The 12,205-nt window shown below is 26.3% G+C and carries 15 protein-coding genes; 1 reads left to right on the forward strand and 14 read right to left on the reverse strand.

What is annotated here, in order from left to right:
• Window positions 1-18 precede the first annotated feature (18 nt).
• From KXZ80_RS08090 to KXZ80_RS08120, 7 genes are all read right to left on the reverse strand, one after another.
• Window positions 19-564, reverse strand: coding sequence for a GNAT family N-acetyltransferase (locus KXZ80_RS08090; protein ID WP_021432974.1), 546 nt, complete (start codon window positions 562-564; stop codon window positions 19-21).
• A 43-nt stretch (window positions 565-607) separates the two neighbouring features.
• The gene (locus tag KXZ80_RS08095) at window positions 608-1,387 is read right to left on the reverse strand and encodes a permease prefix domain 1-containing protein (RefSeq protein WP_021432975.1); all 780 of its coding nucleotides are present in this window, start codon (window positions 1,385-1,387) and stop codon (window positions 608-610) included.
• Window positions 1,388-1,390: 3 nt separating this feature from the next.
• The gene (locus tag KXZ80_RS08100) at window positions 1,391-1,720 is read right to left on the reverse strand and encodes a PadR family transcriptional regulator (protein ID WP_021432976.1); all 330 of its coding nucleotides are present in this window, start codon (window positions 1,718-1,720) and stop codon (window positions 1,391-1,393) included.
• Between the two features lie 225 nt (window positions 1,721-1,945).
• Complete coding sequence (locus tag KXZ80_RS08105) at window positions 1,946-2,452, reverse strand: peptidase M50 (protein WP_021432977.1); 507 nt, start codon at window positions 2,450-2,452, stop codon at window positions 1,946-1,948.
• A 74-nt stretch (window positions 2,453-2,526) separates the two neighbouring features.
• Entirely contained in the window at window positions 2,527-2,715 is a 189-nt protein-coding gene (locus tag KXZ80_RS08110; RefSeq protein WP_021432978.1) for a hypothetical protein, read from the reverse strand.
• A gap of 279 nt (window positions 2,716-2,994) precedes the next feature.
• Window positions 2,995-4,875, reverse strand: a complete 1,881-nt coding sequence (locus tag KXZ80_RS08115) for a heavy metal translocating P-type ATPase (protein ID WP_021432979.1) — start codon at window positions 4,873-4,875, stop codon at window positions 2,995-2,997.
• A 171-nt stretch (window positions 4,876-5,046) separates the two neighbouring features.
• The gene (locus KXZ80_RS08120; protein ID WP_021432980.1) at window positions 5,047-5,322 is read right to left on the reverse strand and encodes a metal-sensing transcriptional repressor; all 276 of its coding nucleotides are present in this window, start codon (window positions 5,320-5,322) and stop codon (window positions 5,047-5,049) included.
• A 350-nt stretch (window positions 5,323-5,672) separates the two neighbouring features.
• Between KXZ80_RS08120 and KXZ80_RS08125 the strand changes: the two genes are divergently transcribed.
• Complete coding sequence (locus KXZ80_RS08125; RefSeq protein ID WP_021432981.1) at window positions 5,673-5,999, forward strand: hypothetical protein; 327 nt, start codon at window positions 5,673-5,675, stop codon at window positions 5,997-5,999.
• Between the two features lie 343 nt (window positions 6,000-6,342).
• Here KXZ80_RS08125 and KXZ80_RS08130 read toward each other — a convergent pair whose 3' ends face one another.
• From KXZ80_RS08130 to KXZ80_RS08160, 7 genes are all read right to left on the reverse strand, one after another.
• On the reverse strand, window positions 6,343-6,960 hold the full coding sequence (locus KXZ80_RS08130) for a hypothetical protein (protein WP_021432982.1): 618 nt from the start codon (window positions 6,958-6,960) through the stop codon (window positions 6,343-6,345).
• Window positions 6,961-7,092: 132 nt separating this feature from the next.
• Window positions 7,093-7,566 carry an ASCH domain-containing protein gene (locus KXZ80_RS08135; RefSeq protein ID WP_021432983.1) on the reverse strand — a complete coding sequence of 158 codons (474 nt, stop codon included), beginning with the start codon at window positions 7,564-7,566 and terminating at the stop codon, window positions 7,093-7,095.
• Between the two features lie 222 nt (window positions 7,567-7,788).
• Window positions 7,789-8,052: a hypothetical protein gene (locus KXZ80_RS08140; RefSeq protein ID WP_038285222.1), complete on the reverse strand. Its 264-nt coding sequence runs from the start codon at window positions 8,050-8,052 to the stop codon at window positions 7,789-7,791.
• Between the two features lie 259 nt (window positions 8,053-8,311).
• Window positions 8,312-9,325, reverse strand: a complete 1,014-nt coding sequence (locus tag KXZ80_RS08145) for a DUF4932 domain-containing protein (protein WP_021432985.1) — start codon at window positions 9,323-9,325, stop codon at window positions 8,312-8,314.
• A gap of 360 nt (window positions 9,326-9,685) precedes the next feature.
• Entirely contained in the window at window positions 9,686-11,014 is a 1,329-nt protein-coding gene (locus KXZ80_RS08150) for a S41 family peptidase (protein WP_021432986.1), read from the reverse strand.
• A 48-nt stretch (window positions 11,015-11,062) separates the two neighbouring features.
• Window positions 11,063-11,773 (reverse strand): peptidase MA, encoded by a 711-nt coding sequence (locus tag KXZ80_RS08155; protein WP_021432987.1) that lies wholly within the window; start codon window positions 11,771-11,773, stop codon window positions 11,063-11,065.
• 228 nt (window positions 11,774-12,001) lie between these two features.
• Window positions 12,002-12,205 (reverse strand): hypothetical protein, encoded by a 204-nt coding sequence (locus KXZ80_RS08160; protein WP_147422476.1) that lies wholly within the window; start codon window positions 12,203-12,205, stop codon window positions 12,002-12,004.

Raw genomic sequence — 12,205 nt, forward strand, 5'->3', positions numbered from 1 at the left:
ATACAGATTAAAAACTAATTACTTTTCAAAAATAGCAAATATATTTAAATCTTGTTGTTTATCTCTAAAATTAGCATATTTATTTAATAATCCTTCATGCTCAAACCCTAAGTTTAATAATAGCTTTTCAGAGGACTTATTTTCAGGATAAACAATAGCTTCTATTCTTTTTAAATTCATTAATTCAAATCCATATCTCAAAATCGAAGTAATCGCTTCAGTTGCATAGCCTTTATTCCAAAATGCTTCACCAAGTTCATAACCTATTTCTGATCTAAAATGATTTTTATTCCAACAATGAAAACCGCATGTTCCAATAATTTTATTTGTTTCTTTAAGTTCTATTCCCCATCTAATGGACTTTTGTTCATAAAACGCTTTATCAAATTTCAAAATAAGATCTTCTGCTTCAGATAAATTCTCCATTGGGTATTTTCCGTAATATTTAGTCACTCTTTCTGAAGATAGTATTTCAAATAAATCATTAATATCTTTAGTTTCTAACTTTCTAAGTATAAGTCTTTCAGTTTCTATTATTGGAAATTTGCAACTAATTTCATTCACCTATATTCCCCCCTCTAAGTATTTATTTTATAATTTACTATATTTATGTTAAAGAAATTTTAAACTTTAATACAAAGTAACTTATAAGCGTAACTACTCCAAGCATAACTGAAGTTTGGATTAATGTTTTTGATTCAAAGTAGAAAAAGTGTTCTGAGAAAATATCTGGATTTATTATATTTCCGCTCTTATCTAAAAAATCTTTTCCGTTATATCCTAAATATTGTGTGTACATAAGTTCCATACTACTGTCTATTTCTTTATTATATACAGTTTTCGCATTTACTCCAGATGAACTTAAACTAGTATTGCCATCTACCATATCTGCTACATGCAGTCTAAAGTATTTAATTTTATTGTACTTATCTTGATTAAGCAAACTTTCAAGCTCTAACTTATATTCATCTACTTTCGTCATATCATATTTTTCTGCTAATTTTCTTATTTCCTCATCGAATGATTTTCCCAAATTATTTCTATTTTTCTGTAAACCTTCATTATAACACCACATAAGTCCAGAAGTTAAACATGCGATTATACTTATAAAATATAGTATCTTTCTAACTCCTTTTATTATAGATTTGTGTGTAGCTAAAGACAAAGAAAGTTCTTTTATTATATTATGTAATTCCTGTTGCATTTCCGTACCACCATCAAATCTTTCAATTGCTTTTCTGCAAGCTTCTTCTTCATTTAACCCCTGTAACTTAAAGTCATTCACTGACTCTATAAGATGATCTCTCATTTCTTTCTTTAGCTCTAAAGTGCTTTTATTATTACCATTTTTATATAGGTTATCTAAATATTCATCTATTAATCTCATAAATTACTCTTCCTCTCCCAAAAATTGATTCATAACCTTTTTAATAAATTTCCACTCTGTTTTTTTAACTTTCAGAAACTCATAACCTTCATTCGTTAAATTATAATATTTTCTTTTCCCTCCCGAACTTTGCTCATTCCCCCAATAAGATTCAACTAGTTTTTTAGACTCCATTCTTTTAAGTGCAAGGTACATGGTTCCTTCTTTTAACTCAAATTCACTTTTTTCCCTTACTTGTTTTGCAATTTCATATCCATAACAGTTTTTTTCTTTCAGTATAGAAAGAACTATGGTATCGATATGTCCTTTTAATATTTCTTTATTCAATTCCATTAGACATCACCACCTTGCATTACATATTACTCTATATTATAGAGTACTTATAAATAATAATATTGCAAAGTACTCTATAATGCAAGGGTATATTATTCATAAATTAGGTTTATATATTAAAACTCTAATGTATGAAGATTAAGATTATTTTTAATAATAAAAAAAGCAGAAATATATCAAACTATATACTCCTACTTTTTTTAGTATTATATTAATTTTACCCCTTTATATATTAGTATTTTCTTTCTTAAACTGTTGTAATATTTTATACCCATCACTTGTATGTCCTACATAAGGATTATAGAAATACTTTATTGGCAAAATAGTTAATAAAAATTGAAATGCACTAAATATAAATAATGCATTAAATACTAGCATTAGAATAAATGGTAAGCTTACATTTACTAGACAAATATAAAGCAAAATTGAAACTATTAATGTTGTCAGAGGACCTCCTAAAATCATGCAAATTAACTTGATTTTATTATTTACTTGGCTCCAATTAACATAGCCATAAGACACATCGACTACACACCTGTATCCATTTAGATTAATTAACAATCTATTTAGTTTTATCTGCCTATTTAAATTAGAGTTTCCTATATTAACAGTTATATTTTCCTTTGAAAAAATCAAAGCTGGAATTGCATGCCCTAACTCATGAATTAAAGTTAGTATGGGCATAAATATAATATAAACTAATGGATATACTATAAAATCTATAAATCCCATAACATCCCCCATTCAACTTAATTGTAATTTGATTGTATAAGACAAATTATATATATATTTTCCTTTTATATTTATCAAGATTTCTTCTTTCTTTTGTATCCATTTATAAAAAATACTACTGATGCCATTAAAGAAACTATTCCCCAAAATATATTATTCTCAGGATTAAACAATGGTGTTGATGATGTGAAACACACTATAGCTGTTACAAACCAAACTAACGCTCCACAAAAAAAGTTTCTTCCACTTTTCAATATATCCATAATATCACCTCCTGAACTATATTTTTGTCATCTAATAATTTGATTTTATACTAATGTCTAATAAACTGATATTTTATTTGGTTCTTATATTTAAATTATATATACATCTTTAAACACCTTTTCTTTTGTTAGTTTAACTTGATTTAAATCATTATTTTTATTTATAGAGGCTTAAATGAAACCTTATATAAAATATATTTTATTAAACAAAAAGAGCATCATTCATCTATGCTCTTTTTGTTTAATAAAGTTTTATAATCTTATAAAATTAAAACTATACTATTGTATATATTTTCTATCATATAATAATGCGGCATTTAATACTACTAATACTGAGCCTACATTATGAACAAGAGCTCCAGTTACTGGATTAAGTAATCCCATTACCGATAAAATTATTGCAACAATGTTAATTACCATAGCTGCAATAATATTAAACTTAATTGTTTTTAGTGTAGCATTAGATAGTCGTTTAATATACCCTATTTTACTAATGTCATCTCCCATTATAGCAATATCAGCTGCTTCAATTGCAATATCACTGCCTATAGTTCCCATTGCAACTCCAACTGTAGCCGTCTTAAGTGCTGGAGCATCATTAACGCCATCACCAACCATACATATCAATTGACCTCTATTTTGAATATTAGCTATCTCTGATACTTTATCTTCTGGAAGTAATGATGATTTTATCTCCTTTATACCAACTTTATTTCCTATGTACTCAGCAGCCTTTTTATTATCTCCAGTCAATAGTATAGTGTCTGAAATTCCACTTTGTAAAAGTTTATCTATCATACTGTTTGCATTTTCTTTTATTGTATCCGAAAGCGCAATAATTCCTATAACAGATCCTTGTATTGCTGTAATGACAATAGCTTTTCCCTGTCCTCTTAATTCTGAAATTACACTATTAAGCTTCTCAGATATATTAACGCACTCTTCAGACATTAACTTTTCATTTCCACATAATACCCTTTTATCTTGAATTTTAGAAATTACTCCCTTTCCAACAACCATAGAAAATTCCTCTGTATCCAAAAGATCAATTTTTTTCTCTTTTGCAAATGAAACTATTGCTTTTCCAATAGGGTGCTCTGATCGAATTTCTGCTGATCCTACACTTTTTAACAACTCATTTACTGAAACATTTATAGGAATAACGTCTGAAACAGCTAGATTTCCATGAGTTAATGTACCTGTTTTATCAAATGCAACCACATTAATTTGACCCATGCGTTCAAGTGCTTCACCTGATTTTATTAAAACTCCAAATTTTGTTGCCTGACCAATCGCAGCTACAATAGATGTTGGAGTAGCAAGAGCTAGTGCACATGGACAAAATACTACAAGAACTGTAACAGCACGTGTAATATCTTTAGTTACAAAATATGTGATAATAGCTATAACACATGCCGTTGGTACAAACCAAGCTGAGAATTTATCTACGGTTCTTTGCATTGGAGCTTTATTATCCTCTGCCTGTTTTACTAATGATATCATCTTATTTAATGATGAATCTGAAAATGATTTACTAACTTTAATATCTATTGAACCAAAACAATTAATTGTTCCTGTATATACGTTGTCTCCCTTAATTTTATCAACAGGCAATGATTCTCCAGTCATAACAGACTGATCTATAGATGTTTGACCAAATTCAATTATTCCATCAGCTGGAATAGTCTCTCCTGGTAAAACTCTTATAATATCATCAACTTGTAATTCTTCTGGATCTACAATTTCTTCTTTTATAGTTCCATCTAGTTTGTAATTAATTCTTCTACCTTTAGTAGGGACAAGTTTTAAAAGTTGTGTAATACCTTTTTTAGTACGGTCTACTGTTCTATCTTCAAGCCATCCCCCTATAGCCATTATAAATGCAACCTCTCCTGCTGCAAAAATTTCTCCAATAGAGATGCATGCTATCATTGCAATTGTAATAAGCAGTGCAGAGCTAATATTAAAATTTTTAACAACCCTTTCAATTGCTACCCATGCAAGTGGAAGTCCAGATATTAATATAGACATCCATGCTGGATCAATAAAGAAATTAAAATTACCTAAAATTCCGATATGCTCTAATAAGCTTACTCCTAAAAATAATCCAGATATAATAATCATTGGAAAAGAATTAAGAAAATCATTAATTTTTTTCATACTCCACCTCATTTTTAATTATTTGTAAAATATATCAACTACTTGTTGCCATAAATTAATAAATCTATCACCTTAAATCATTTATTTTATACCCCTAGGGGTACAGGTATATAATAAGATTAAATTGTGTTAAAGTCAATAAAAAAAAGTAGTTTTATAAACTACTTTTAACTATCCCATCCTTGAAAAATGTTCTATTGCTTTTGCAAAATCTTTAATTGTTTTTTCAGTATCTCCATGTTCAATGCCATCCTTGACACAATGATTTATATGTCCTTCTAATACTACTTGTCCCACTTTATGTACCGCTTTTTTTACTGCATTGATTTGAATTAATACATCTTCACATGGTATATCTTTATCCACCATTTTGTCTATGGCATTTAATTGACCTATTATTTTTTTTATTCTTCTATGCAAATTTTCTGAATCCATACATTGGCGCATAGTATACCCTCCATTTGTTTTTATTCTATATTTTATGTAGAAGAATATCATTGCTATTTACTAATGTCAATAAAATATACAACAATTATTCTTCAATTTTAAATTTATTAATTCCAAAACTTATATTTAGTTATATTATATATCAATTTTCCATTTAATTATGTCTAAACTTATAATTTATTAATTTCTAAGCTTAAATAAATATTTTTAATTAATAATTCTACAGTTTATGTAAATTGTAATAAATAAATTAAGATAGAGCTATAATGAAAATAAGTATACGATTGATATATAATGAAATAAAGATGTTTTGATATTGTATAAATCTAATAAATAAAAGGGGGAAAACAATGGGGTTTATAATATGGGCACTATTGGGAATCTTATTTATTGTGGAAGGGATTTACTGTATTAAATCTAAAAAAGAAGTACCTTTTGGATTTTGGTCAAATGGAAAAAAACCTTCGATAGAAGTAAAAAATATAAAAGCGTACAACAAAGCCTTAGGAAAACTATGGTGTATATATGGTTTTTTCCTTATATTATTAGGAATACCCTTATTAGGAGAGCAAAACTCTCCCCTTATAATAATTACATTGATAGGATCTATTTTAGAAGTTATTATATTAATGTATGTCTATACAATAAAAATTGAAGGGAAATATAGAAAGAAATAAGAATGTATACCTCCAATTTTCAAGGCAGTTTTTATAAAAAAGTCGCTTCGCTCATGTCGCTCAAATTTCATGTAGTCAACGTCCACTCGGTAAACTCGTGTCCCGTTACTCAAACGACTCCGTCCATTGCTCAAAATGTCATTTTTTACTTTCACCAAAACATTTGTATCACTATGTTACATAAGTTACCCACAAAATTTAATTAAGTATAATTTAATTAAGCATAAAAAATTTTAATATAATGCGAACAAAAAGTAGGAGTATATCAATCAATCGATATATCCCTACTTTTTTGTTATTAAAATTGTTCATAATACAAACCTTATATTAAAACATATCCTGTTTAAATTAACTTACTTAGCTTATTAAGCCACCATTCTCTATCTGATCCCATATATCCATTAGGAGTAACTATCATGTAGTTTTCGTTAACTTCTAATACTTTAGGAACTCCTGTATATACTATTTCTATATACAGTTTGAATGGTTTAGCTTTTCGGTTTAACTTCTTCTCTAATTCCTCAACATACTCACAAAATATTTCTCCTCCTATATATTCATATAGTGATAATGCAGTTTTGCCTCCAGCCTGCATATTCCACCATTCAATGAAGTTAGGATATGCAATTTTACAACGCTCTCTTAACTCAACATATTCAAGTTCTTTGAAATTACTTATATCATAAATTTCTTCTATAAAATTATACATTGTATCTTTACCTATATTTACAGCTTGATTACTAACAATATCATTGAACCAATTACTCCATTGAGTTTTTAACTTGGAATGGTCACATTCCTTGCAATTGTTAATAACTCTATTAGCTGGCCAACGCACATTATCTTCATAAAAAACTTGATTATCTATTAAGTTATACATACAACCTGTAAACACAGCAAAATTTAATAGATCTTCATTAAAAGTTATAATTGACCATGATTCACTATTTTCTAAATACATACTATAAAATCTCCTATACATAAAATTAAGCCAAACTATATATTTACATTTTAATTAGTTATACATAGCCTTCATATAAAGACTATCAAAATTAATGATAGTACTTTTTAATCTTATCGTGTAATAATTTTTTTATTTATATACTACTTCAAATTCCTCAAATACAACTAACATAGCCTCTGTAAACTCCATATTTAATGCTTCTAGTTCTCTTTTAAAGAAATCTATGTGTACTTCTCTCCAGTATCTTAAAGATTTGTCTCCCTCTCCTTCTATATTTGCAAGTCTTTCATCTACATCTTTAAATGGTAATACAAAAATCTCTTTTGTTCTTATAACACATTTTGCAATACCATTCCAATCTGTAACAACGCTATATTCATCTTTTTTTGGTATTGGTTCATTGTCTACCTTATATAAATCATAAAGGGATGTAGTTCCTTTTTTTATCCCGTCTAATACTAAACCTGCTAGTTTATTAGCACTTTTTTCATTATCACAAAAATGCCATGAATCATAAACTTTATTACTACTCTTACTACACTCCCCTATAGAATTTAGATAGTTTTCCCACATATCTTTTACTGATTTTTCTTCATTCTTCATATTTTAACCCCTTATTATTTTTCTATTGATTTCTATATTCCATTAAATATATCATTAATAAATCTAGAATGTAAACTTTATTATTATATACAACTATTGTACACCTACCCAATGCTAGTACAACACTATATTTTAAGATATACTCGTATCTAAAAGTATATGTTTTTTCCAACACAAAAACAGAGTAATAATTTTATACTATTACCCTTTCTACATTAATATTTATCTTGTAACTATTTTATTTATAATATTATTAAATACATAAATTATATAATATATAACTACTATATTCATACCTAAACCAAATAGATCAAATCCTGTAGAATAAAAAATAGTATCTCCTATATTCATAGGACTATTGTATGTAGTGAAAAATTTAAAAGGATATCCATACTTAAAGGCAAATCCATCTGATGACGTGCCAGGCAACAAATAGGCAGTCAATAATGATATTACTATAGACCAATTCAAAATTTTTTTCTCCATATTTAATCACCTTCAATTTATTTATATTTATTATAAATAATATCTAGATTCTCTTTGTTACTAACCCATATTTCTTAAATAGATCCACATTCATAATAAACTCGTCTACATGTTAGTACCTACTTAAATTTTCTTATAGAATATTCCATTAAAATACATTTTATATACTTTATTTTTAAAATTTATCTGTATATAAATATAGATGTTTTATTAAACATCTATTAAATGCTTAATTAGCTATAATTTAATTAATAGCTTTTTAAATTTTTTCTGAAAATACAGCTATTAGATCTGGGTAAAAATCATCTAGAGTATTATAAATACCTCTATTATTTTCATAGTATTCTAGTTTTTTTATTATACTTTTTATGTACCTATACCCTAAATCATACTCATATTCAATCCTATTATTTACATATTCTTTTTTGTTATGTTTTTTTAACATGTATATAGCTATTGCCCGAATTATATGTTCATTAACACACTCTTCCCAATCACTATATCCTGCAAGTTTATCATCTTTATATTGTTTTAAGTATCTATATACATTATTGTAGCTATTTATTAATTTTATATATTTCTGGTTTAAAGGATTTATCACTGGATGACTAAGTTCATGAAAAATAGTATTACATAACTGATCTTTATCAAAATCATTACTTTCATCATTTATATCTAGTCCATAACAAGTATAAATAGAATACACATGTATTTTATCTTTTAATTTAAAATGTATACCAAAATTCCCTTTGCATAAATTACTGACAATAAAATTATAAATAATATTACTAACTCCAAAAAAATTATTTAATTCATCTACAAATGAATATCTATTGAGACAATTATTCATAAAAGAAATACTATTACAATAGTAGCTTTGGTTTTTATGAAAAAACTTATCAAATTCAGTATCTTTTCTAAAATCATTAAAAAGTTTTATGAATTTCTCTATATATGTTTCTCCACCACTCATACACACAGATTGTTCACTTAGCTCATACTTACTTTCTAAATAATTTGCTGAGTTTAGAGATAGATACAACTCCATAGGTCTCCCTAAGAAAAATCCCTTTTCGATCATTTTATCTAATTGAGCGTATATCTGATGATCTGCAAATTTTTTTAAGTACAAATCTATTTCTTCAGTATATGAATTTTTTTCGTCTACAATAGGTGCAAATCCAATGATATTTTTACAAATATTATTATATTTACTGCTATATAAAATAATATTCATCATTTCTACTTGTAAATTTACTTCTACATTTATCAATGTTTTATCCCCCCTTAATATATATCAGTATATATTTACATAAAATTGTATCAGAATAGATAATTTATTAGTTATCCTCTAAAACAGATATTTATCATTTATATTTAAATTATATAAGCATTGCTAAATCCCTTTTCTTTAGCTAATTTAACCTGATTTAAAGCATTATTTTTCTTCTTCAATATTAGATATAAAATTAACTTCAACTAAAGCCTCAGGAACCTTAATATGTTTTAAAACTAAAACCGCCTTACTTAATTTAATTCATCTATTCCTTATATTAAATAACTTTTTAATAAACAAAACACCTACTAAAAGTAGGTGCTCTTGGTTATTTAAATTTAATTATTCTTGTACCTTTTACTGTATGTTTTTTATATATTCATAACAATCATCAATTCCATTCTTATAGCTTTCAAAAGATTCCTTTATCTCAATATCAGGTATTACACCTCCATCCCCTTGTAGATTTGCATATTCCTTAAAATCATACTTTTCCATTGAATACGATATAACACCTTTATTATTAGGCGATTCTATATATCCTAAATTACCATATTGGATTACATTTCCACCTGTTTCGCTCCCTACAATAGTAGCATTTAAATTCTTTTTTAAATCTGCAATTGCAAATACGCCTGATGAGAAAGTTCCTCTGTTAGCAATAGTATATGTAGATATTTTATTTGTGCCTATAGCATCTTTTATTTTTAAGCTTAAATTAGTCATAAAACTACTATTACCACCAGTATTATTTCTGACATCAACAACTACTTTGTCTATATTATCTATATTGCCTTGTAAATTTTCTATAAGTTCATTTGAAAATTCATCAAACTTTGGAAGTGATGAATCATTCCCATAATCTAAACATGCATTATATTGTATATAGAAAATTTTATCTTCTTTTATAAATTTATACCAGTATGCATTTGATGAATTAATAGGAATATCTTCTTTTACTGGTTTTTTTCTATTGCTATCTATATCTTTTAGATCTAAACCTTTTAGATTCATAATCTCTGAATATTTAATAGCATCAATAGTTTTGTTTATTTTTAATTTATTATCATCTTCCAAGTTATATACAATTTTATCTTTATTTGATATTCCTAAATGATTTAAAATAGATTCTCTTCTAATATCATTAGACGCCTTATATTTTAACCATTCTCTGTTTTCAAAAGACATTGCAGTTGAAAGTTTATTTAATATATCATCTAGAGGTATATCATTTATTCCTATCAATTTCATTCCAAGTAAATCTTGATACTCTTTACTAGCATATATTATGCTTAATTCCTCTCCAAACCATTCAAACTTTACAGGATAACTCTTTTCATCCATAGATTGTTCTTTGGATATAGTCGGATTATAGTTAGTATGAGCATCTCCTATAGATGCAATTATTTCATTTAGCCTAAAATTTATAGAATCATCGTTTAACTTAGGAATATCTTTTTTAAGAGTATCAATTTTATTTTGATACTCTTCTCTTGTTGTTTTAAAAAACAAGTTAGGGTGCATATCTATTAACTTTTTAGTTAGGTAATCTATATCTTCTATCCACGCTTCATTTCTAGATATATTTTTTTTATTTTTATCATAATCTGAAATGTTTGAATTAGTACATCCACTTAATGTTAAGGTTAATATTAATAAGATTAAAGTCAACCTTGATATTTTCATTTTTAATCCCCCTATAAATTTTTTAACATATCATCTTGATTGTATAAATTACATTAACGTTTCTAACAAATCAAATAAATCTTTATCATTTTTCAATCCTTTAATATATTTTATAAATTCATCTTCAAATTCATCTACATCTATGCCAAATACCTTATAGAAATGAGCATTAAAATCACTTCCTAGAACCTTATAAAACTCTATATATTTGTCTATTCCATATATGGTTATAACATAATCTGTAAAAGCTCCTGCTATTGGATACGTTATATTCCATGGATTTTTATAAAACTCATCATTTGAAGCTAAGTTTGATATATTTATATACTTATCACTATATATAAAGTAAGATACCCAGTTTGAGTTACTAATCCCCCAATGATATTTATCGAAATACATTGCTAACCCTTCTCTTACAAATACTTGTTGTGGTGTTGCAATTGAATAAGATAAAATATGTGAATCCTCATGATAACCAATACATTTAACATCTTCATTAAAAACAGCAAATATATTATTAGGTTTTCTTGCAAAAGCATTACATGGATCATTATCTCCATATAAAGCCCCTACTTCTTCTGCCGAGTTACATAAGTAATAATTAATTTTAATATTAAAATCAATCTTCAATACTCTCGATATGTGATTAAAACAATCTTCTTGTTCTTCCACTATCTCATCTATCATGTTTTCAGCTATTGAATTTTTATGATAATGAAATATGTAATGCTGACTTTCTTTTATAATCCAATTATCCATTGGAAATCCCCCTATCTAGTTTTTAAGTAGTATTTAATATACTAAAGGCTATTTAAATCTAGTATTTCTTAATAGATGTCCACTAAATGAGATGTTTTAATGGATACTTATGTTTAAATTATATGCGCATCTATAAATACCCTTTCCTTTTCTAATTTAACTTTATTTAAAACATTATTTTATCTTTATAAGCTTCAATTCAAACCTTATATAAAATATCATTTATTTCTATTTTATCTCTTCTCTTCTTAATATAATGTATGATAATGGAATTAATATAACTGTAGATATTAAAACATACATAACAGTTTCATGTATAATGTTATTATTTAAATTGTATGCACTTATTGTTGACCAATAGTACATTAGATTTATTTTTAAAAAACTTTTTATTATAAATGATTGAGAGTCTAATTTATCCCATACCATCAT

The organism is Paraclostridium bifermentans (assembly GCF_019916025.1).
GTDB classification, from domain to species: domain Bacteria; phylum Bacillota; class Clostridia; order Peptostreptococcales; family Peptostreptococcaceae; genus Paraclostridium; species Paraclostridium bifermentans.

Excerpts from the sequence above, each read along its gene's own strand:
- KXZ80_RS08095 (WP_021432975.1), bottom strand. The coding sequence starts at position 1,387 with ATGAGATTAATAGATGAATATTTAGATAACCTATATAAAAATGGTAAT.
- KXZ80_RS08100 (WP_021432976.1), bottom strand. The coding sequence starts at position 1,720 with ATGGAATTGAATAAAGAAATATTAAAAGGACATATCGATACCATAGTT.
- KXZ80_RS08105 (WP_021432977.1), bottom strand. The coding sequence starts at position 2,452 with ATGGGATTTATAGATTTTATAGTATATCCATTAGTTTATATTATATTT.
- KXZ80_RS08110 (WP_021432978.1), bottom strand. The coding sequence starts at position 2,715 with ATGGATATATTGAAAAGTGGAAGAAACTTTTTTTGTGGAGCGTTAGTT.
- KXZ80_RS08115 (WP_021432979.1), bottom strand. The coding sequence starts at position 4,875 with ATGAAAAAAATTAATGATTTTCTTAATTCTTTTCCAATGATTATTATA.
- KXZ80_RS08120 (WP_021432980.1), bottom strand. The coding sequence starts at position 5,322 with ATGCGCCAATGTATGGATTCAGAAAATTTGCATAGAAGAATAAAAAAA.
- KXZ80_RS08125 (WP_021432981.1), top strand. The coding sequence starts at position 5,673 with ATGGGGTTTATAATATGGGCACTATTGGGAATCTTATTTATTGTGGAA.
- KXZ80_RS08130 (WP_021432982.1), bottom strand. The coding sequence starts at position 6,960 with ATGTATTTAGAAAATAGTGAATCATGGTCAATTATAACTTTTAATGAA.
- KXZ80_RS08135 (WP_021432983.1), bottom strand. The coding sequence starts at position 7,566 with ATGAAGAATGAAGAAAAATCAGTAAAAGATATGTGGGAAAACTATCTA.
- KXZ80_RS08140 (WP_038285222.1), bottom strand. The coding sequence starts at position 8,052 with ATGGAGAAAAAAATTTTGAATTGGTCTATAGTAATATCATTATTGACT.
- KXZ80_RS08150 (WP_021432986.1), bottom strand. The coding sequence starts at position 11,014 with ATGAAAATATCAAGGTTGACTTTAATCTTATTAATATTAACCTTAACA.
- KXZ80_RS08155 (WP_021432987.1), bottom strand. The coding sequence starts at position 11,773 with ATGGATAATTGGATTATAAAAGAAAGTCAGCATTACATATTTCATTAT.
- KXZ80_RS08160 (WP_147422476.1), bottom strand. The coding sequence starts at position 12,205 with ATGATGGTATGGGATAAATTAGACTCTCAATCATTTATAATAAAAAGT.